The following is a 19,965-nucleotide window of genomic DNA, read 5'->3' on the forward strand; positions in this document are numbered from 1 at the left end:
TGACCCGGTGTATCACCGGGTCAGTTTTATAAGAACATGTCCAGCCATTACTTACGCATTTTCCAGCAACCGAAATCAGCGATTCTGCTGCTCCTCGGCTTTGCCTCGGGTTTACCCCTCGCGCTCACTTCCGGCACGCTTCAGGCGTGGATGACGGTTGAAAACATCGATCTTAAAACCATTGGGTTCTTCTCGCTTGTCGGCCAGGCCTATGTCTTTAAGTTCCTGTGGTCTCCGGTCATGGATCGCTACACGCCGCCTTTCCTCGGGCGTCGGCGCGGCTGGTTAGTGATGACGCAGATTCTGCTGCTGCTGGCTATTGCGGGTATGGGCCTTCTTGAACCCACCACCCAGCTTCGCTGGATGGCCGCACTTGCGGTAGTGATTGCTTTCTGTTCCGCCTCTCAGGATATCGTGTTCGACGCCTGGAAGACGGACGTGTTACCTGCGGAAGAGCGCGGTGCTGGTGCAGCAATCAGCGTGCTGGGCTATCGCCTCGGGATGCTGGTTTCCGGCGGGCTGGCGCTGTGGCTCGCCGACAGGTACCTCGGCTGGCAGGGTATGTACTGGCTGATGGCCGCCCTGCTTGTCCCCTGCATTATCGCGACGCTGTTCGCGCCCGAACCGAGTAACGTTATTCCGGTACCCCGCTCGCTGGAGCAGGCCGTCGCCGAACCGCTGCGTGACTTTTTTGGCCGCAACAACGCCTGGCTGATCCTGTTGCTTATCGTCCTTTATAAGCTGGGCGATGCTTTCGCCATGAGCCTGACCACCACCTTCCTGATCCGCGGCGTCGGTTTTGACGCCGGTGAAGTAGGCATGGTGAATAAAACGCTTGGGCTGTTTGCGACCATCGTCGGCGCGCTTTATGGCGGCGTGCTGATGCAGCGTCTGACGCTGTTTCGCGCGCTGCTAATTTTCGGCATCCTTCAGGGTGCCTCTAACGCAGGCTACTGGCTGCTGTCGATTACCGACAAACATACGATCAGCATGGCCACAGCGGTATTCTTCGAAAACCTCTGCGGCGGCATGGGCACTGCGGCGTTTGTCGCCCTGCTGATGACCCTGTGCAATAAGTCGTTTTCAGCCACTCAGTTCGCTCTGCTCTCGGCGCTCTCAGCCGTTGGCCGGGTGTACGTTGGCCCGATTGCCGGCTGGTTCGTGGAAGCCCACGGCTGGCCAACATTTTATCTCTTCTCGGTCGTAGCTGCCGTGCCGGGAATTTTATTGCTGCTGGTCTGCCGTCAGACGCTGGAATATACCCAGCGAACAGAACACTTTATGCCGCGCACCGAATATCACCGCGCCTACCGTTTTGCGTTACGTCTGTTAATGGCGGGCTGCATTGCTCTGGCGCTCTGGCTCGTGGTGCTTATTATCAATGCCAGCACCTCTCTGGCACTCCCTTTCGAAGCCCTTCTGCTGGACGCAGGCGCCCTGCTGGCTATCGCCGGGATCCTGATCGGAGGTCTGCTTGATTTCATGGCGTTGCGTAAAACGCAGATGACCTGAAGAAAAATGCGAAAGGTTATTTCCCGTTGTAATCACTAACCGAAATTATAACGACGGAATAGCCGCCAGGCGCAAAAAAAATATTTGTTGTTTTGTGCGGGATAGGATTTGGAAATTATTGGCTCCTATTCCAAAACGCTATTTTTCATTAAACGATTCAGCATACGAGAGTTTGATTTTTCGTTTTTTATATGTCTTTTTATTGATAATTAATTGTTAATTTTTTGTTTATTTTCAACAATGGTTATACCAATTGCCCCTTTTAGGGTATGCTTGGGGGTCCTTTCGTTATAAAGCCCATGCCGTGCGGCTTCGGTCATAAAAACCGACATAATTTGCAACACTTGTGACACGTGCGGCAGAACCCGGTAACACCTTCCTGACACAGGCCTAATGATGTTTACAGTAATGTAACCTTCCCGTAAAATGCCCGCACACTTTAAACGCCACCAGACTCCGTGGAATTGAGGTCGTTAAATGAGACTCGGGAAATACAATAAAAGTTTGGGATGGTTGTCATTATTCGCGGGCACTGTATTACTCAGTGGCTGCGATTCTGCACTACTAGACCCCAAAGGACAGATTGGACTGGAACAACGTTCACTGATATTGACGGCTTTTGGCCTGATGTTGATTGTGGTTATTCCTGCCATTTTGATGGCTGTTGGTTTCGCCTGGAAGTATCGTGCGAGCAATAAAGATGCGAAGTATAGCCCTAACTGGTCACACTCCAATAAAGTGGAAGCTGTGGTCTGGACGGTACCTATTCTGATCATCCTGTTCCTTGCCGTGCTGACCTGGAAAACCACTCACGCACTTGAGCCAAGCAAACCGCTGGTTCACGATGAGAAACCTATTACCATTGAAGTGGTCTCCATGGACTGGAAATGGTTCTTCATCTATCCAGAGCAGGGTATTGCTACCGTGAATGAAATCGCCTTCCCGGCGAACACTCCGGTTCAGTTCAAAGTGACCTCCAACTCCGTAATGAACTCCTTCTTCATCCCACGTCTGGGTAGCCAGATTTACGCGATGGCCGGTATGCAGACCAACCTGCATCTGATCGCGAATGAAGCAGGCACCTATGATGGTATCTCCGCCAGCTATAGCGGCCCGGGCTTCTCAGGTATGAAGTTCAAAGCTATTGCGACGCCAGACCGTGCCGCTTTCGACCAGTGGGTTGAAAAAGCGAAGCAGTCTCCAAACACCATGTCTGACATGGCGGCGTTCGAAAAAGTGGCTGCACCAAGCGAATACAACAAGGTGGAGTACTTCTCTAATGTGAAACCTGATTTGTTCAAAGATGTTATTGGCAAATTTATGGATCACGGCAAGAGCATGGACATGACCCAGCCAGAAGGCGAGCACAGCGCGCACGAAGGTATGGAAGGCATGGACATGAGCCACGCGGAAACCGCTCACTAAGGGGCCGAGGAAGAAAATGTTCGGAAAATTGACACTGGATGCAGTGCCCTACCATGAACCGATTATCGTGGTTACGGTGGCTGCAATTATCATTGGTGGCGCGGCCTTACTGGCCCTGATCACTTACTTCGGTAAGTGGAGCTACCTGTGGAACGAGTGGCTGACTTCGGTTGACCACAAAAAACTCGGTATCATGTACTGCATCGTCGGTATCGTCATGTTAATTCGTGGCTTTGCGGATGCGATCATGATGCGTAGCCAGCAGGCACTCGCTTCTGCGGGTGAAGCCGGCTTCCTGCCACCGCACCACTACGATCAGATCTTTACCGCCCACGGCGTTATCATGATCTTCTTCGTGGCGATGCCGCTGGTTATCGGTCTGATGAACGTTGTCGTTCCGCTGCAAATCGGCGCGCGCGACGTGGCGTTCCCGTTCCTGAACAACCTGAGCTTCTGGTTCACGGTTGTCGGCGTTATCTTGGTTAACCTGTCACTGGGCGTGGGCGAATTCGCGCAGACCGGTTGGCTGGCTTACCCACCGCTGTCAGGAATTGAGTACAGTCCGGGCGTTGGCGTCGACTACTGGATTTGGGCGCTTCAGCTCTCCGGTGTCGGTACTACCCTGACCGGTATCAACTTCTTCGTGACCATTATCAAGATGCGTGCCCCTGGCATGACCATGTTCAAGATGCCGGTATTTACCTGGGCATCTCTGTGCGCCAACATCCTGATTATTGCCTCCTTCCCAATTCTGACCGTCACCATCGCGCTGCTGACCCTGGATCGCTATCTGGGCACCCATTTCTTCACGAATGATATGGGTGGCAACATGATGATGTACATCAACCTGATTTGGGCCTGGGGTCACCCGGAAGTGTACATTCTGGTTCTGCCTGTGTTCGGTGTGTTCTCCGAAATCGCGGCAACCTTCTCGCGTAAACGTCTGTTTGGTTACACCTCTCTGGTGTGGGCAACCGTGTGTATTACCGTTCTGTCGTTCATCGTTTGGCTGCACCACTTCTTCACCATGGGTGCGGGCGCGAACGTAAACGCCTTCTTCGGTATCACAACCATGATTATCGCCATCCCTACCGGGGTGAAGATCTTCAACTGGCTGTTCACCATGTACCAGGGCCGTATCGTGTTCCACTCAGCGATGCTGTGGACCATCGGCTTCATCGTAACCTTCTCCGTAGGTGGGATGACCGGCGTACTGCTGGCGGTACCGGGCGCTGACTTCGTTCTGCACAACAGCCTGTTCCTGATTGCGCACTTCCATAACGTTATCATCGGTGGCGTGGTCTTCGGCTGCTTCGCTGGCGTAACCTACTGGTGGCCAAAAGCGTTCGGCTTCACGCTGAACGAAAAATGGGGTAAACGCGCGTTCTGGTTCTGGATCATCGGCTTCTTCGTAGCATTTATGCCGCTGTACGTGCTGGGCTTCATGGGTATGACCCGTCGCCTGAGCCAGCAGATCGATCCGCAGTTCCACCCAATGCTGATGGTTGCAGCGGGCGGTGCCGTGCTGATTGCCTGTGGTATCGCGTCTCAGCTGATTCAGTTCTACGTGTCTATTCGCGACCGCGATCAGAACCGTGACCTGACCGGTGACCCATGGGGTGGCCGTACGCTGGAGTGGGCGACCTCTTCTCCACCTCCTTTCTATAACTTCGCCATTGTGCCGCAGGTTCATGAACGTGACGCATTCTGGGAAATGAAAGAGAAAGGTGAAGCGTACAAGCAACCTGCTCATTACGAAGAGATCCACATGCCGAAAAACAGCGGTGCGGGCATCGTGATTGCCGCCTTCGCAACGGTATTTGGTTTCGCAATGATCTGGCACATCTGGTGGATGGCGATTGTTGGCTTCGCCGGCATCGTAATCAGCTGGATTGTGAAGAGCTTTGACGAGGACGTGGACTACTACGTACCAGTCCGTGAAGTTGAGAAGCTGGAAAATCAGCATTTCGACGAGATTTCTAAAGCGGGGCTGAAAAATGGCAACTGATACTCTGGCGCACTCAACTGCCCACGCGCATGAGCATGCGCACCACGATACAGGACCGACCAAAGTCTTCGGTTTCTGGATCTACCTGATGAGCGACTGCATTCTGTTCTGCTGTCTGTTCGCAACCTATGCCGTTCTGGTGAACGGCACAGCGGGCGGCCCGACCGGCAAGGACATCTTTGAACTGCCGTTCGTTCTGGTTGAAACCGCACTGCTGTTATTCAGCTCCATCACCTACGGCATGGCGGCTATCGCCATGTACAAAAACAACAAGAGCCAGGTTGTTTCCTGGCTGGCGTTGACCTGGTTGTTTGGTGCTGGATTTATCGGGATGGAAATCTATGAATTCCATCACCTGATCATGGAAGGCTTCGGCCCGGATCGCAGTGGCTTCCTGTCCGCGTTCTTCGCGCTGGTCGGCACTCACGGTCTGCACGTGACCTCCGGCCTGATCTGGATGGCAGTCCTGATGTTCCAGATCTCCCGTCGCGGCCTGACCAGTACTAACCGTACCCGTATCCTGTGCCTGAGCCTGTTCTGGCACTTCCTGGACGTGGTGTGGATCTGTGTGTTCTCTGTTGTCTATCTGATGGGGGCGATGTAATGAGTCATTCTAACGATCATGGCGCTTCCCACGGCAGCGTAAAAACCTACATGACAGGTTTCATCCTGTCGATCATCCTGACGGTGATCCCGTTCTGGATGGTGATGAGCGGTTCTGCGTCTAAGCCGGTTATCCTGGGTGCAATCCTGGTAACCGCTGTGATTCAGATTCTGGTGCATCTGGTTTGCTTCCTGCACATGAACACCAAGTCCGATGAAGGCTGGAATATGACCGCCTTTATCTTTACCGTGATTATCATCGCTATCCTGGTAGTCGGTTCCATCTGGATTATGTGGAACCTCAACTACAACATGATGGTTCACTAAGAGCGGCGAGTATGTTTAAGCAATACCTGCAAGTAACGAAACCAGGCATCATCTTTGGCAACCTGATCTCCGTGATCGGAGGGTTCCTGCTGGCCTCTAAGGGCAGCATTGATTACACCCTCTTTATCTACACGCTGGTCGGTGTGTCACTGGTTGTTGCGTCCGGTTGTGTATTTAACAACTACATCGACATGGATATCGACAAGAAGATGGAAAGGACCAAAAATCGGGTGCTGGTGAAAGGCCTGATCGCCCCTTCCGTCTCGCTGGTGTACGCCACCTTGCTGGGTATTGCTGGCTTTATGCTGCTGTGGTTTGGTGCTAACCCACTGGCCTGCTGGCTGGGGGTGATGGGGTTCGTGGTGTATGTGGGCGTCTACAGCCTGTATATGAAACGCCACTCCGTCTACGGCACGCTGATTGGTTCTCTCTCCGGCGCTGCGCCGCCGGTGATTGGCTACTGTGCGGTCACGAACGAGTTCGACAGCGGTGCGCTGATCCTGCTGGCTATCTTTAGCCTGTGGCAGATGCCGCACTCCTATGCCATCGCGATTTTCCGCTTTAAGGATTATCAGGCAGCGAACATCCCGGTTCTGCCGGTCGTGAAGGGCATTTCGGTTGCCAAGAACCACATCACGCTGTACATCATCGCCTTTGCCGTGGCAACGCTGATGCTCTCTCTGGGTGGTTACGCTGGATATAAATATCTGGCGGTAGCGGCTGCGGTGAGCGTCTGGTGGCTCGGTATGGCGCTGCGCGGTTACAAAGTGGAAGATGACAAAGTCTGGGCGCGCAAACTGTTTGTGTTCTCGATTGTGGCCATCACCTCGCTGTCCGTGATGATGTCCGTAGACTTCATGGTGCCGGATTCACATAACCTGCTGACTTACGTCTGGTAAGCCAAAACAGGTCAATAAAGGGGGTGCTTCGGCACCCTTTTTTATTCGCTGAATCTACTAATAACGCATGTAATATTTGTTAAATAACCCTTTATTTACCCCGCCCCTTCCCCGCACTACACTATGGCCTGCTTTTGAACTGAGGTGGTAATGAACGATTATAAAATGACGCCAGGCGAGCTACGCGCGACCTGGGGCTTAGGGACTGTCTTCTCGCTACGGATGCTTGGCATGTTTATGGTCCTGCCTGTTCTGACCACGTACGGTATGGCGCTGCAGGGGGCCAGCGAGGCGCTGATTGGACTCGCGATCGGCATCTACGGCCTGGCGCAGGCGGTTTTCCAGATCCCTTTTGGCCTGCTCTCTGACCGGGTGGGCAGAAAGCCGCTGATCGTCGGCGGGCTGCTGGTCTTTGTGCTCGGAAGCGTAATTGCCGCCCTCTCCCACTCCATCTGGGGGATTATACTCGGCCGCGCCCTGCAGGGCTCCGGCGCGATTGCCGCCGCGGTGATGGCGCTGCTGTCCGACTTAACCCGCGAGCAAAACCGCACCAAAGCAATGGCGTTCATCGGCGTGAGCTTTGGCGTAACGTTTGCGATTGCGATGGTGCTTGGCCCCATCATTACGCACACGTTGGGTCTGCACGCCCTGTTCTGGATGATTGCCGTGCTGGCAACCATTGGTATTGCGTTAACCCTGTGGGTCGTGCCGGACAGCAAAAACCACGTCCTCAACCGTGAATCCGGGATGGTAAAAGGCTGCTTCAGCAAAGTGATTGTCGAGCCGCGCCTTCTGAAGCTGAACTTTGGCATTATGTGTCTGCACATCCTGCTGATGTCGACCTTTGTCGCCCTGCCCGGCCAGCTTGCGGCAGCGGGTTTCCCGGCGGCTGAGCACTGGAAAATCTATCTGGTCACGATGCTGATTTCGTTTGTCTCCGTCGTGCCGTTCATCATCTACGCCGAAGTGAAGCGCAAAATGAAGCGCGTCTTCGTGGGCTGCGTGGCGGTCCTGCTGATTGCCGAAATCGTGCTCTGGGGTGCCGGTCCGCACTTCTGGGAGCTGATTGCCGGCGTGCAGCTGTTCTTCCTGGCATTTAACCTGATGGAAGCCCTGTTGCCGTCGCTTATCAGCAAAGAGTCCCCCGCCGGTTACAAAGGTACGGCAATGGGTATTTACTCCACCAGCCAGTTTCTCGGCGTGGCGATCGGCGGCTCGCTCGGCGGCTGGGTGGACGGCCTGTTTGATTCACAAACCGTATTTCTCGCCGGTGCGCTGTTAGCGACAGTCTGGCTGCTGGTCGCCAGCACCATGAAAGAGCCGCGCTACGTGAGCAGCCTGCGGATAGAAATCCCGGATGATGTGGAAATCAGCGATGCGCTTAAGCAGCGTCTGGAAGAAAAAGAGGGCGTGACGGACGTGCTCATTGTCCCGGAAGAGCGCAGCGCTTACGTCAAGATAGACAGTAAAATGACTAACCGCTTCGAAGTCGAGCAGGCGCTCAAGGCGTGAAAAAAAGCCCGGTTTAACCGGGCTTTTTATATTAATCGCGGAAGTTTTTAAACTGGAACGGTTGTCCCAAATCGCCGCCGCGCACCAGCGCCATTACGGACTGGAGATCGTCGCGGGACTTACCGGTCACACGAATTTCTTCACCCTGGATCTGCGCCTGCACCTTCAGCTTGCTGTCTTTAATGAGCTTCACGATCTTCTTCTGCACCGCGCTCTCAATGCCCTGCTTCAGCTTCGCTTCAACGAACCACGTTTTGCCGCTGTGCACGAACTCTTCCGGCACATCGAGAGACGTCCCTTCGATGCCGCGCTTTAACAGCTTGGCGCGCAGAATGTCGAGCAGCTGATTCACCTGGAAATCAGACTCGCTCAGCACCTTAATGGTCTTATTTGCATCGTTCAGCTCAAACGACGCCTCAACGCCACGAAAATCGAAACGTGACTCAACTTCGCGGGTTGCGTTCTCAACGCCGTTGCGAACTTCCTGGATATCAACTTCGGAAACAATATCGAAAGATGGCATCTTTTCTTCTCCCTTCACTTTTGTTGCGTTGCATAATACCCGCTACGAGGCATAACTCAACAGAAGCTTAGCTGTATAATTAAGCTGTAACACCTGGCGCAGTTGCAGGTGAGGAGGAACAATGAAAATTACGGTGCTCGGATGCGGAGCGCTTGGTCAGCTGTGGCTGACCGCGCTGTGCAAGCACGGACATGAGGTTCAGGGCTGGCTGCGAGTGCCCCAACCCTACTGCAGTGTAAACCTGATTGGTGAAGACGGAAGCATCTTTAACGAATCTCTCACCGCCAACGATCCTGATTTCCTGGCGCAAAGCGACCTTTTACTGGTGACGCTCAAGGCCTGGCAGGTCTCAGACGCGGTAAAGACACTGGCCGCGCAGCTCCCCCCCACTTCGCCCATACTGCTGCTGCATAACGGCATGGGTACCCTCGATGAGCTGAAAAGCGTCCCGCAGCCCCTGCTGATGGCGACGACCACGCACGCTGCCCGTCGCGACGGCAACATCATTGTGCATGTCGCCAGCGGCGTGACGCACATGGGTCCTGCCAGACCACAGGATGGCGACTACAGCTATCTTGCCGATGTTCTGCAAAAGGTCTTGCCGGACGTCGCATGGCACAACAACATCCGCCCTCAGCTGTGGCGTAAGCTTGCGGTAAACTGCGTGATCAATCCGCTGACGGCGCTGTGGAACTGCCCGAACGGGGAGCTGAAAAATCATCCGCAGGACGTTGCCATTTTGTGTGCGGAAGTCGCGGCGGTCGTTGAGCGGGAAGGGCTGCATACCTCGGCAGACGATTTGCGCTGCTATGTCGAGCAGGTCATTGAGAGTACAGCAGAAAACATCTCCTCAATGCTGCAGGATGTTCGGGCATTACGCCACACGGAGATCGACTACATTACCGGCTATCTGCTAAAACGCGCCCGCGCACACGGCATTTCCGTGCCGGAAAACGCCCGTCTGTATGACCTGGTTAAACGTAAGGAGAGTGAATATGAGCGCGTCAGCACTGATCTGCCTCGCCCCTGGTAGCGAAGAGATGGAAGCGGTCACCACCATTGATTTGATGGTGCGCGGCGGAATTAAGATCACCACCGCCAGCGTCGCCAGCGACGGCAATCTTGCAATCACCTGTTCACGCGGGGTGAAAATCCTGGCAGACGCGCCGCTTGTTCAGGTGGCAGACGGAGATTACGACATCATCGTGCTGCCCGGCGGCCTAAAAGGCGCGGAATGTTTTCGCGACAGCCCGCTGCTGGTCGAGACCGTGCGTCAGTTCCATCTGTCAGGCCGTATCGTCGCGGCTATCTGCGCCGCCGCGGGAACGGTTCTGGTTCCGCACGATATCTTCCCCGTCGGCAATATGACCGGCTTCCCGGGGCTGAAGGATACGATCCCGGAAGAACATTGGGTGGACAAACGCGTCGTCTGGGACCCGCGCGTAAACCTGCTGACCAGCCAGGGGCCTGGCACTGCGATTGATTTTGGCTTAAAGATTATTGACCTGCTGGTCGGGCGCGAGAAGGCCTACGAAGTGGCATCATCGCTGGTGATGCCTGCGGGGATTTATAATTACTATGAAGAGTAGTGCATAAAAAAAGCCGGGTGGCGGCTACGCCTTACCCAGCCTACAAATGCACGGTACCGTGGGCCCGGTAAGCGAAGCGCCACCGGGCGAGAAACTACGGACGATACACCTTCACATTCGCAAAGCCCTGCTCGCGCAGATACAGCGCCTGCAGGCGACTCATGACCCCGCGCTCACACCACAGCAGATACGTTTTGCTCTGGTCGAGATCGCCAAATTTGGTGCTCAGCTTGTAGAACGGCAGAGAAACCACTTCGACGCCTTCCACCTGTAGCGGCTTGTCATCCTGCTCGTCAATGGAGCGAATATCCAGAATCGCATCGTTCGCGCCGAAACCGCTCACGGTCTCCACTTCAACCACTTCCTGCTCGGTCTGCTGGGCAATCTCGCGGATATCAATGTTGGACGCTTCTTCCACCACTTTATCCAGAATGCTGAAATCGAAGTTCTCTTCTTCCACTTCGATCTTCGCCTTTACCGCTTTCACCGTTGGGCTTTTAGAGATCACGCCGCAGTATTCCGGCATGGTGCGGGCAAAATCTTCGGTGCCGATTTCGCGCGCCAGATCGATGATGTGCTCTTTGTCATGGGAGATGAGCGGACGCAGGATCAGCGTATCAGATACGTTGTCGATCAGACGCAGGTTGGTCAGCGTCTGGCTGGAGACCTGGCCCAGCGCTTCGCCGGTGACCAGCGCCTGCACGCCGTAGCGTTCAGCCACTTTGGACGCCGCACGCACCATCATGCGCTTAAGGATGACGCCCATCTGACCGTCGTCCACTTTCTCGAGGATTTCGCCGACCACAGGTTCGAAGTTGATTGCCACGAAACGCACGCGGTGGGAGCTGCCGAAGCGGTTCCACAGGTAATGCGCCACCTGACGAACGCCGATTTCGTGCGCCGCGCCGCCCAGGTTGAAGAAGCAGTAGTGCACACGGCAGCCGCGACGCATCAGCATATAGCTGGAGACGCCGGAGTCGAAGCCGCCAGAGATCAGGGATAATACGTCTTCCTGGGTGCCAATAGGGAAGCCGCCGATACCTTCATAGCGCCCTTTCACCAGCAGCAGGCGATCGTTTTCGATCTCCAGGTTCACCGTCACGTCCGGGTTGGTCAGACGTACGCGCGCCGTTTCAACGTGCTGGTTTAAACCGCCGCCGACATAACGTTCCACTTCAATGGAGCTGAATTCGTGCTTGCCGCGACGCTTCACGCGCACGCAGAAGGTTTTGCCTTCGATCTGGTCACGGTACTGCACCAGCGCTTTCTCGAAGATGTCGTGCATATCGCTGAACGGAACATCTTCCACTTCCAGGATATGGTGGATCCCCGGAATACGGGTCAGCGCGTCGCGAATATCCTGACGTTTGTTTTCGTCTTTCGCACGGACCTCAACGTGGTCCCAGTGGCGCACCACGGCGAGGGTTTCGTCGTAGTGCTTTAATACGTTACGAATGTTCCCGGTGAGAATTTTAATAAAGCGCAAACGCACAGATTGGCTTTTGATGGTGATTTCAGGGAACAATTTAATGATAAACTTCATGGCGGCAATGTTTCTTAGGCAAGCGTATTAAGGCTTGTAATGGAAAAGAGTACAGCAGCCCACACCCGTGGCTGCATCCAGGCGCGCAAGTATACCACCATCGCGCCGCTCCTGTGCACATTGCGCGTTATTTGCTTATCCGCCCAAGTCCGTTACCATGTCGGGGCGAAGAATATAAGAGTCAATTCACTATGCCGAAGAAGAACGACGCACCGGCCAGTTTTGAAACTGCGCTGAGTGAACTGGAGCAAATTGTTACCCGTCTTGAGAGCGGCGATCTCCCGCTGGAAGAGGCGCTCAACGAATTCGAGCGTGGCGTGCAGCTGGCGCGCCAGGGGCAGGTCAAGCTGCAGCAGGCCGAGCAGCGCGTGCAGATCCTGCTTTCCGACAGCGAAGACGCGAAAACCACGCCTTTCACACCGGACGCCGAGTAAATGGATTTTGCCAACGAGCTTCAGGCGCGCGTCGTACGCGCCAACGACGCCCTGCGCCGTTTTATTGCGCCACAGCCTTTTCAGAACACTCCACTGGTTGAAGCCATGCACTATGGCGCACTCTTGGGTGGAAAGCGCCTGCGCCCGTTCCTGGTGTATGCCACCGGCAATATGTTTGGCATCAGCGATAACACGCTGGACGCTCCGGCAGCCGCCGTTGAGTGCATCCATGCCTACTCGCTGATCCACGACGATCTCCCGGCCATGGACGACGACGATTTGCGTCGGGGTAAACCCACCTGCCATATCAAGTTTGGCGAGGCGAATGCCATCCTGGCGGGTGATGCCCTGCAGACGCTGGCGTTCTCGATTCTGAGCGACGCGCCAATGGCGGAAGTGGCTGACCGCGACCGTCTGGCGATGATCTCCGAGCTGGCAATGGCCAGCGGCGTGGCCGGCATGTGCGGCGGACAGGCGCTGGATCTTGAAGCGGAAGGACGTCAGGTTAATCTGGAACAGCTGGAGCGTATTCACCGCCATAAAACCGGGGCACTGATTCGTTCCGCCGTTCGCCTGGGCGCGCTGAGCGCGGGTGAACAAGGGCGCAAAGCCCTGCCGATTCTGGACAGATACGCAGAAAGTATCGGTCTGGCATTCCAGGTTCAGGATGACATTCTGGATGTGGTGGGCGATACTGCAACATTGGGTAAACGTCAGGGTGCGGACCAGCAGCTTGGCAAAAGTACCTACCCCGCCCTGCTGGGCCTTGAGCAAGCCCAACGTAAAGCCCGGGATCTGATTGACGATGCCCGCCAGTCGCTGAATGAACTGGCTGCGCAATCGCTGGATACCTCGGCACTGGAAGCGCTAGCGGACTATATAATCCAGCGTGATAAATAAACTATATATCTCGATGAGCCTTTGATGAGTTTTGATATTGCCAAATACCCGACACTGGCGTTAGTTGACTCCACCCAGGAGTTACGTCTGTTGCCGAAAGAGAGCCTGCCGAAGCTGTGCGACGAGCTGCGTCGCTACCTGCTCGACAGCGTAAGCCGCTCCAGCGGCCATTTCGCCTCCGGGCTTGGCACGGTAGAGCTGACCGTGGCGCTGCACTACGTCTATAACACGCCGTTCGATCAGCTCATCTGGGACGTGGGTCACCAGGCCTATCCGCACAAAATTCTGACCGGACGTCGCGATAAAATTGGCACAATTCGTCAGAAAGGCGGCTTGCACCCGTTCCCGTGGCGCGGTGAGAGCGAGTACGACGTGCTGAGCGTCGGCCACTCCTCTACCTCCATTTCGGCGGGCATCGGTATTGCCGTTGCCGCCGAGAAAGAGAACAAGCAGCGCCGCACCGTCTGCGTGATTGGCGACGGCGCCATCACCGCCGGTATGGCCTTCGAAGCCATGAACCACGCGGGCGACATCAAGCCGGACATGCTGGTTATCCTCAACGATAACGAAATGTCGATTTCCGAAAACGTCGGCGCGCTAAACAACCATCTGGCGCAGCTGCTCTCCGGCAAGCTTTACTCCTCGCTGCGTGAAGGCGGTAAAAAGGTCTTCTCCGGCGTACCGCCGATCAAAGAGCTGCTCAAGCGCACCGAAGAGCACATCAAAGGCATGGTCGTGCCAGGCACCCTGTTTGAAGAACTGGGCTTTAACTATATTGGGCCGGTTGACGGTCACGACGTGCTGGGTCTGGTGACCACGCTCAAGAACATGCGCGACCTGAAAGGCCCGCAGTTCCTGCACATCATGACCAAAAAAGGGCGTGGCTACGAACCGGCGGAAAAAGATCCGATCACCTTCCATGCGGTGCCTAAATTTGACCCGTCCAGCGGCTGTCTGCCAAAAAGCAGCGGCGGCATGCCGAGCTATTCAAAAATCTTCGGCGACTGGCTGTGCGAAACCGCCGCAAAAGACAACAAGCTGATGGCGATCACCCCGGCCATGCGCGAAGGCTCCGGCATGGTCGAATTCTCCAGAAAATATCCGGACCAGTATTTCGACGTGGCCATTGCCGAGCAGCACGCGGTGACGTTTGCAGCGGGCCTGGCGATCGGCGGCTACAAGCCGGTTGTCGCTATCTATTCCACCTTCCTGCAGCGCGCCTACGATCAGGTGATCCACGACGTGGCGATTCAGAAGCTGCCGGTGCTGTTTGCTATCGATCGTGCGGGCATCGTCGGTGCCGATGGTCAGACGCACCAGGGCGCGTATGACCTGTCGTTCCTGCGCTGCATTCCGGATATGGTTGTCATGACGCCAAGCGACGAGAACGAATGTCGTCAGATGCTGTTTACCGGCTACCACTATCAGGATGGCCCAAGCGCCGTTCGCTACCCGCGCGGCAATGCCGTAGGCGTTGAGCTTCAGCCGCTGGAAAAACTGCCGCTTGGTAAAGGAGTGGTTAAGCGTCGCGGTGAAAAAGTGGCGATCCTGAACTTCGGCACGTTGATGCCCGAGGCCGCGAAAGTGGCTGAAACGCTGAATGCCACGCTGGTGGATATGCGCTTTGTGAAGCCGCTCGACGAATCTCTGATCCTGAGTATGGCTGAGGCCCACGACGTGCTGGTGACGCTGGAAGAAAACGCCATCATGGGCGGTGCGGGTAGCGGCGTGAACGAGGTACTGATGGCAAATCGTAAAGCCGTGCCAGTGCTGAACCTCGGCCTGCCGGATCATTTCATTCCGCAAGGTACCCAGGACGAAGCCCGCGCGGCGATTGGCCTGGACGCTGCCGGTATCGAAGCTAAAATCCGCGCCTGGCTGGACTGATCCCTCACCTTTTCCGCTCCTGCTATGCTTAAACCTGGTGTTTAAACAGCAGGAGCGGAACCGTGCAATACACAACATTAGGAAAAACGGACCTTAAGGTATCCCGACTTTGCCTGGGCTGCATGACCTTTGGCGAGCCCGATCGGGGAAACCACGCCTGGACGCTGCCGGAAGAGAGCAGCCGTCCGATTATCAAACGCGCCATCGAGGGCGGCATTAACTTCTTTGACACCGCCAACAGCTACTCCGACGGCAGCAGCGAGGAGATTGTCGGCCGCGCCCTGCGCGATTTTGCCCGGCGGGATGACGTTGTCGTTGCCACCAAGGTCTACTACCCGGTGGGCGACCTGCCGCAGGGCCTTTCTCGCGCGCAGATCCTGCGCTCCATTGATGACAGCCTCAGACGCCTGAACATGGATTACGTCGACCTGCTGCAAATTCACCGCTGGGATTACAACACGCCGATCGAGGAGACGCTTGAGGCGCTCAACGACGTGGTCAAAGCCGGTAAAGCACGCTACATCGGCGCGTCGTCTATGCACGCGTCGCAGTTTGCCCAGGCGCTGGATCTCCAGGCCCAACACGGCTGGGCGCGCTTTGTCACCATGCAGGATCACTACAATCTGATCTATCGTGAAGAAGAGCGCGAGATGCTGCCGCTGTGCCATCAGGAGGGCGTGGCGGTTATCCCGTGGAGCCCGCTCGCGCGCGGTCGCCTGACCCGTCCGTGGGGCGAAACTACGGCCCGTCTGGTCTCGGATGAAGTGGGAAAAAATCTCTATGAAGGAACAGAGGCCAGCGATGCGCTGATTGCCGAACGCCTGGCCGGGATTGCCGACGATACCGGCGCAACCCGCGCCCAGGTGGCGCTGGCGTGGCTGCTGGGCAAGCGCGGCGTCGCGGCTCCCATTATCGGCACGTCCCGGGAAGAGCAGTTGGACGAACTGTTAAACGCGGTGGATATCACGCTGACGCCCGAACAGGTTGCCGAGCTGGAGACCCCGTATCAGCCGCATCCGGTGGTGGGGTTTAAATAAGCCCCATCTTTTGTAGGCCGGGTAAGGCGGAGCCGCCACCCGGCAATACAAAGCGTACAAACTCACGCGAAGTGATCGTACCCTTTCCAGTCCAGCGTAACCGGCGCACCGTCTTTCACAAACTTCAGCCCTTCACTCTCCGGCATGATCTGACCTATGCAGGTGAATTTCGCACCAAGATGCGCTAATGCCACGTCGAGCGTTCCACGGTTCAGCTCCGGAACGGTAAAGCACAGCTCGTAATCTTCGCCACCGGACAGCGCCCAGCGCAGCGCCTGCTCAGGTTCGACATGACGAAGCAGTTCCTCTGACAGCGGGAACAGATCCAGATCAACGCGCGCCCCAACGCCGCTGGCCTTTAAAATATGGCCAAGGTCTGAGATCAGCCCGTCAGAGAGGTCGATAGCAGAGCTCGCGCGCTCGCGCAGCGCCTGGCCGTGCAGAATACGCGGCGTTGGGCGCAGATGGCGTTTCACCAGATACGCCGCGTCGTCGGCATCCTTTACGGTTAAGCGATCCTGGAGAATCGCCAGCCCTGCCGCACTGTCACCCGGCGTACCGGTGACGTAGATCCAGTCGCCGGGTTTTGCACCCGAGCGCTTCAGGGCGCGGCCGAGCGGCACATAGCCGTGGATCGCCAGCGTCATCGACAGCGGCCCGGCAGTGGTATCACCGCCAATCAGCTGCATATCGTAGTAGTTAAGCTGCTCAAACAGCGCATCGCTGAAAGCTTCAAGCCAGGATTCGTCCACCTCAGGCAGCGTCAGCGCCAGCGTTAACCACGCGGGATCGGCACCCATCGCCGCCAGATCGCTGACGTTAACCGCCAGCGCCTTATAGGCCAGATCGGCAGGATCGATATCCGGTAAGAAATGACGGCCGCACACCAGAGTGTCGGTGCTGATTGCCAGCGTCTGTTTTTCTGGAATATTGAGAAGTGCACAGTCATCGCCGATGCCGGTTTCAACATCAAGACGAGAGGTTCTGACACGGTCGAAATAACGGGCAATCAGGGAGAATTCGCCGCATGCCATACGTTATGCCTCAGCAAATAAAAGAAAAAACCGGAGCCGCACCGCCCGTCAGGCAATGCAGGACTCCGGTTTGCGGATCACTTTTTGTGGGGACGGATCGCAGGTGCTGCTTTATCAAGTACGCCGTTTACAAACTTGTGGCTGTCTTCAGCGCCGAAGGTTTTCGCCAGTTCGATCGCTTCGTTGATGGCCACTTTGTACGGCACATCATCACGTTTAGACAGCTCAAACAGCGCAATACGCAACACTGCTTTTTCTACCTGGCCCAGCTCTTCGAGCAGACGGGACAGATAAGGCTTCATCAGACCATCGAGATACGCGCTATTAGTCGCCACTCCCGACAGCAGTTCACGGAAGTACAGAACGTCAACGTCTTTCACGTCCTGTTCTGACAGGAACTGGTATTCAACATCAGCGATGTCGTTCTGGGACAACTGCCAGGAGTAAAGTGCCTGGACGGCACATTCACGGGCGCGGCGACGAGCAGCAGGTTTCACGGAATTCCCCTTACAAAAAAATCAGGCCTTGATGGCTTTCAATACATTAATCATTTCAAGCGCGGTCAGTGCAGCTTCTGCACCTTTGTTACCGGCTTTGGTGCCAGCACGTTCGATGGCTTGTTCAATACTTTCGGTGGTCAGCACGCCGAATGCGACAGGAATTTCAGCATCCTGCGCAACGTGTGCCAGGCCGTTGCTTGCACCGCCCGCAACGTATTCGAAGTGCGCAGTGCCGCCACGAATAACGGTACCCAGCGCAATCACCGCGTCGTATTTACCGGTTTTCGCCAGCGCGCCTGCCGCCAGTGGCAGTTCGTAAGCGCCTGGAACCCAAACAACGGTAATGTTGTCATCTTTAACCTGGCCGATACGTTTCAGGGCGTCAATCGCACCTTCCAGCAGGCTGTCGTTGATGAAGTTGTTGAAACGCGCAATGGTGATGGCGACGCGAGCGTCCGGGGTAGCTACAGCAGCTTCAATAATGTTCATACTCTTCCTTTACGGGTTCATTTGGCCCCGCAGGGGGGCGGATTTTATCATAATACTTTGCGCACTGCTTCCCTATTTAAGGAGCAATTACGCTGTCGTTAAGTGGAGGCAGACATCCGGACCTACCGGACGAATCTCGCTAAATTTGAGTTGCGGTGCGTCGGCCAGTTTTTCAAGGCCGGGCAGCACAAACAGGCCGCGCGCGTCGTGGCCTAACAGTTTAGGCGCAACGTAAACAAGCAGTTCATCCACCAGCCCGGCCTGTAAGAGCGCACCGGCAAGCGTTGGCCCCGCTTCCACCCAGATGCTGTTCACCTGCTGCTTGCCGAGCAGCATCATCAGCACCACCAGATCCAGATGGCCATTATGCTCCGGCACCGTAATGCTGCGTACGCCTTCCGGCCATTCGCGAGCATCCTCTTTGGTACGGGCAATCCAAGTCTCACCAGGCTGCTGGACGATGCGGTGCTCCGGCGTCACGCGGTTCTGGCTATCAATGACAATACGCAGCGGCTGACGCAGGTTCTCCTGCGGGTAAAGAGCCTGGGTATCGGCATTCAGCTCGTCCCAGCGCACGGTCATGGCCGGATCGTCAGCCAGAACGGTTTCACTGCTGGTGAGAATAGCATGGCTTTGCGCGCGCAGACGTTGCACATCGCGCCTTGCCTGTGGAGAAGTGATCCACTGGCTTTCACCGTTTGCCATTGCCGTACGGCCGTCCAGCGAGGCGCCCAGCTTGAGCTGAATATACGGGAACCCCGTGCGCATGCGCTTCAGGAAACCTTTGTTAAGCGCTTCCGCGTCCTGCATCATCAGACCATGGCTGACGTCAATGCCTTCCTGCTGCAGGCGATACAGACCGCGTCCAGCCACCTGCGGATTTGGGTCCTGCATCGATGCGACCACGCGTGAAACACCCGCCGCGATCAACGCTTCACAGCACGGCGGCGTACGCCCGTGATGGCTGCAGGGCTCCAGCGTGACGTAGGCTGTGGCACCGCGCGCCTTCTCACCGGCCATGCGCAACGCATGAACCTCGGCATGCGGTTCGCCCGCCCGATAGTGAAACCCCTCTCCGACAATCTCGCCATCGTTGACGATAACGCACCCGACGTTCGGGTTGGGATGGGTAGTAAAACGACCGCGCTGCGCCAGCTTCATGGCTCGCGCCATGTAAATCTCATCCTGCATGAGCTTAATCCTGTAAGCGGGCGATCTCTTCGCCAAACTCTTTGATGTCTTCGAAGCTGCGGTAGACCGAGGCGAAGCGGATATAGGCGACCTTATCGAGCTTTTTCAACTGCTCCATCACCAGGTTGCCGATCATTTTGCTTGGCACTTCACGCTCACCCAAACCACGAAGGTAAGATTTTATGTGGTTTAACGCCATCTCCACGTCGTCCGCGCTGACGGGACGTTTTTCGAGGGCCTTCAGCATCCCGCTGCGCAGTTTCTCTTCGTTAAACGGCTCGCGCACGTCGTTACTTTTTACCACGCGCGGCATTACCAGCTCTGCAACCTCAAAGGTCGTGAAACGCTCGTTGCACACCAGACACTGCCGACGACGGCGTACGGATGACCCTTCGCCCACAAGACGAGAGTCGATGACTTTGGTATCCACAGCGGAGCAGAATGGGCAATGCATACGGTATCCCTGTTATCTGGTTAACTAATTTTCATTTTACCCTGATCTGGCCTGACAACAAAGGAAGAGCTTTTTGAGACAAAGGATCTATATCTCAC

At 55.9% G+C, this 19,965-nt stretch carries 20 protein-coding genes; 13 read left to right on the plus strand and 7 right to left on the minus strand.

Going from position 1 to position 19,965, the window contains the following annotated elements; all coding sequences use genetic code 11:
- Positions 1-36: 36 nt before the first annotated feature.
- The 7 genes from ampG (at position 37) to UR504_RS06775 (ending at position 8,286) form a co-directional block, all read left to right on the plus strand.
- Complete coding sequence (ampG, locus tag UR504_RS06745; RefSeq protein WP_302234243.1) at positions 37-1,512, plus strand: muropeptide MFS transporter AmpG; 1,476 nt, start codon at positions 37-39, stop codon at positions 1,510-1,512.
- A 477-nt stretch (positions 1,513-1,989) separates the two neighbouring features.
- Positions 1,990-2,937: a cytochrome o ubiquinol oxidase subunit II gene (gene cyoA, locus UR504_RS06750; protein WP_014882770.1), complete on the plus strand. Its 948-nt coding sequence runs from the start codon at positions 1,990-1,992 to the stop codon at positions 2,935-2,937.
- A 16-nt stretch (positions 2,938-2,953) separates the two neighbouring features.
- Positions 2,954-4,945, plus strand: coding sequence for a cytochrome o ubiquinol oxidase subunit I (gene cyoB / locus UR504_RS06755; protein ID WP_014168864.1), 1,992 nt, complete (start codon positions 2,954-2,956; stop codon positions 4,943-4,945).
- Entirely contained in the window at positions 4,935-5,549 is a 615-nt protein-coding gene (locus UR504_RS06760) for a cytochrome o ubiquinol oxidase subunit III (RefSeq protein WP_008503324.1), read from the plus strand. Before cyoB ends, UR504_RS06760 begins: the two co-directional genes overlap by 11 nt.
- Complete coding sequence (locus UR504_RS06765; RefSeq protein ID WP_006176899.1) at positions 5,549-5,875, plus strand: cytochrome o ubiquinol oxidase subunit IV; 327 nt, start codon at positions 5,549-5,551, stop codon at positions 5,873-5,875. The genes UR504_RS06760 and UR504_RS06765 overlap by 1 nt, the downstream gene beginning before the upstream one ends.
- 11 nt (positions 5,876-5,886) lie before the next feature.
- A complete protein-coding gene (gene cyoE, locus UR504_RS06770; RefSeq protein WP_013095848.1) occupies positions 5,887-6,774 on the plus strand; it encodes a heme o synthase in 888 nt (295 codons plus the stop codon).
- 150 nt (positions 6,775-6,924) lie between these two features.
- A complete protein-coding gene (locus tag UR504_RS06775) occupies positions 6,925-8,286 on the plus strand; it encodes an MFS transporter (RefSeq protein WP_115874347.1) in 1,362 nt (453 codons plus the stop codon).
- A 31-nt stretch (positions 8,287-8,317) separates the two neighbouring features.
- Here the strand turns inward: UR504_RS06775 and UR504_RS06780 are convergent, their stop codons facing one another.
- Complete coding sequence (locus UR504_RS06780) at positions 8,318-8,809, minus strand: YajQ family cyclic di-GMP-binding protein (RefSeq protein WP_008503327.1); 492 nt, start codon at positions 8,807-8,809, stop codon at positions 8,318-8,320.
- Positions 8,810-8,930: 121 nt separating this feature from the next.
- Between UR504_RS06780 and panE the strand changes: the two genes are divergently transcribed.
- Both panE and yajL read left to right on the plus strand, forming a co-directional pair.
- On the plus strand, positions 8,931-9,842 hold the full coding sequence (gene panE / locus UR504_RS06785; protein ID WP_248172688.1) for a 2-dehydropantoate 2-reductase: 912 nt from the start codon (positions 8,931-8,933) through the stop codon (positions 9,840-9,842).
- Entirely contained in the window at positions 9,805-10,398 is a 594-nt protein-coding gene (gene yajL / locus UR504_RS06790; RefSeq protein ID WP_133293882.1) for a protein deglycase YajL, read from the plus strand. Before panE ends, yajL begins: the two co-directional genes overlap by 38 nt.
- Positions 10,399-10,492: 94 nt before the next feature.
- Here the strand turns inward: yajL and thiI are convergent, their stop codons facing one another.
- On the minus strand, positions 10,493-11,941 hold the full coding sequence (thiI, locus tag UR504_RS06795) for a tRNA uracil 4-sulfurtransferase ThiI (RefSeq protein WP_302234236.1): 1,449 nt from the start codon (positions 11,939-11,941) through the stop codon (positions 10,493-10,495).
- Between the two features lie 191 nt (positions 11,942-12,132).
- Here thiI and xseB point away from each other — a divergent pair, with 191 nt between their 5' ends.
- The 4 genes from xseB (at position 12,133) to UR504_RS06815 (ending at position 16,199) form a co-directional block, all read left to right on the plus strand.
- Positions 12,133-12,375 (plus strand): exodeoxyribonuclease VII small subunit, encoded by a 243-nt coding sequence (gene xseB, locus UR504_RS06800; RefSeq protein WP_008503331.1) that lies wholly within the window; start codon positions 12,133-12,135, stop codon positions 12,373-12,375.
- A complete protein-coding gene (gene ispA, locus UR504_RS06805) occupies positions 12,376-13,275 on the plus strand; it encodes a (2E,6E)-farnesyl diphosphate synthase (protein WP_302234234.1) in 900 nt (299 codons plus the stop codon).
- A 24-nt stretch (positions 13,276-13,299) separates the two neighbouring features.
- The gene (gene dxs, locus UR504_RS06810; protein WP_274242225.1) at positions 13,300-15,162 is read left to right on the plus strand and encodes a 1-deoxy-D-xylulose-5-phosphate synthase; all 1,863 of its coding nucleotides are present in this window, start codon (positions 13,300-13,302) and stop codon (positions 15,160-15,162) included.
- Positions 15,163-15,224: 62 nt separating this feature from the next.
- Entirely contained in the window at positions 15,225-16,199 is a 975-nt protein-coding gene (locus UR504_RS06815; protein ID WP_111963423.1) for an aldo/keto reductase, read from the plus strand.
- Between the two features lie 62 nt (positions 16,200-16,261).
- On the opposite strand, the gene thiL is transcribed toward UR504_RS06815, so the two are convergent.
- The 5 genes from thiL to nrdR form a co-directional block, all read right to left on the minus strand.
- Positions 16,262-17,233, minus strand: coding sequence for a thiamine-phosphate kinase (gene thiL, locus UR504_RS06820; protein WP_274242224.1), 972 nt, complete (start codon positions 17,231-17,233; stop codon positions 16,262-16,264).
- Positions 17,234-17,310: 77 nt separating this feature from the next.
- Positions 17,311-17,730, minus strand: coding sequence for a transcription antitermination factor NusB (gene nusB, locus UR504_RS06825; protein WP_006809908.1), 420 nt, complete (start codon positions 17,728-17,730; stop codon positions 17,311-17,313).
- A 21-nt stretch (positions 17,731-17,751) separates the two neighbouring features.
- Entirely contained in the window at positions 17,752-18,222 is a 471-nt protein-coding gene (gene ribE / locus UR504_RS06830) for a 6,7-dimethyl-8-ribityllumazine synthase (RefSeq protein WP_006176874.1), read from the minus strand.
- Between the two features lie 87 nt (positions 18,223-18,309).
- Positions 18,310-19,413: a bifunctional diaminohydroxyphosphoribosylaminopyrimidine deaminase/5-amino-6-(5-phosphoribosylamino)uracil reductase RibD gene (gene ribD / locus UR504_RS06835; protein WP_115874340.1), complete on the minus strand. Its 1,104-nt coding sequence runs from the start codon at positions 19,411-19,413 to the stop codon at positions 18,310-18,312.
- 4 nt (positions 19,414-19,417) lie between these two features.
- Positions 19,418-19,867: a transcriptional regulator NrdR gene (gene nrdR / locus UR504_RS06840; RefSeq protein ID WP_008503337.1), complete on the minus strand. Its 450-nt coding sequence runs from the start codon at positions 19,865-19,867 to the stop codon at positions 19,418-19,420.
- Between the last annotated feature and the right edge of the window lie 98 nt (positions 19,868-19,965).

The sequence above is a fragment of the Enterobacter sp. 241F3 genome (assembly GCF_034106785.1).
Taxonomy (GTDB): domain Bacteria; phylum Pseudomonadota; class Gammaproteobacteria; order Enterobacterales; family Enterobacteriaceae; genus Enterobacter; species Enterobacter vonholyi.

Bases quoted from the DNA above. Each gene is read 5' to 3' on its own strand.
- ribD (WP_115874340.1), bottom strand. From the start codon at position 19,413: ATGCAGGATGAGATTTACATGGCGCGAGCCATGAAGCTGGCGCAGCGC.
- UR504_RS06775 (WP_115874347.1), top strand. From the start codon at position 6,925: ATGAACGATTATAAAATGACGCCAGGCGAGCTACGCGCGACCTGGGGC.
- cyoB (WP_014168864.1), top strand. From the start codon at position 2,954: ATGTTCGGAAAATTGACACTGGATGCAGTGCCCTACCATGAACCGATT.
- cyoE (WP_013095848.1), top strand. From the start codon at position 5,887: ATGTTTAAGCAATACCTGCAAGTAACGAAACCAGGCATCATCTTTGGC.
- xseB (WP_008503331.1), top strand. From the start codon at position 12,133: ATGCCGAAGAAGAACGACGCACCGGCCAGTTTTGAAACTGCGCTGAGT.
- cyoA (WP_014882770.1), top strand. From the start codon at position 1,990: ATGAGACTCGGGAAATACAATAAAAGTTTGGGATGGTTGTCATTATTC.
- panE (WP_248172688.1), top strand. From the start codon at position 8,931: ATGAAAATTACGGTGCTCGGATGCGGAGCGCTTGGTCAGCTGTGGCTG.
- yajL (WP_133293882.1), top strand. From the start codon at position 9,805: ATGAGCGCGTCAGCACTGATCTGCCTCGCCCCTGGTAGCGAAGAGATG.
- nrdR (WP_008503337.1), bottom strand. From the start codon at position 19,867: ATGCATTGCCCATTCTGCTCCGCTGTGGATACCAAAGTCATCGACTCT.
- UR504_RS06760 (WP_008503324.1), top strand. From the start codon at position 4,935: ATGGCAACTGATACTCTGGCGCACTCAACTGCCCACGCGCATGAGCAT.
- UR504_RS06765 (WP_006176899.1), top strand. From the start codon at position 5,549: ATGAGTCATTCTAACGATCATGGCGCTTCCCACGGCAGCGTAAAAACC.
- thiI (WP_302234236.1), bottom strand. From the start codon at position 11,941: ATGAAGTTTATCATTAAATTGTTCCCTGAAATCACCATCAAAAGCCAA.
- dxs (WP_274242225.1), top strand. From the start codon at position 13,300: ATGAGTTTTGATATTGCCAAATACCCGACACTGGCGTTAGTTGACTCC.
- UR504_RS06780 (WP_008503327.1), bottom strand. From the start codon at position 8,809: ATGCCATCTTTCGATATTGTTTCCGAAGTTGATATCCAGGAAGTTCGC.
- ispA (WP_302234234.1), top strand. From the start codon at position 12,376: ATGGATTTTGCCAACGAGCTTCAGGCGCGCGTCGTACGCGCCAACGAC.
- ribE (WP_006176874.1), bottom strand. From the start codon at position 18,222: ATGAACATTATTGAAGCTGCTGTAGCTACCCCGGACGCTCGCGTCGCC.
- thiL (WP_274242224.1), bottom strand. From the start codon at position 17,233: ATGGCATGCGGCGAATTCTCCCTGATTGCCCGTTATTTCGACCGTGTC.
- ampG (WP_302234243.1), top strand. From the start codon at position 37: ATGTCCAGCCATTACTTACGCATTTTCCAGCAACCGAAATCAGCGATT.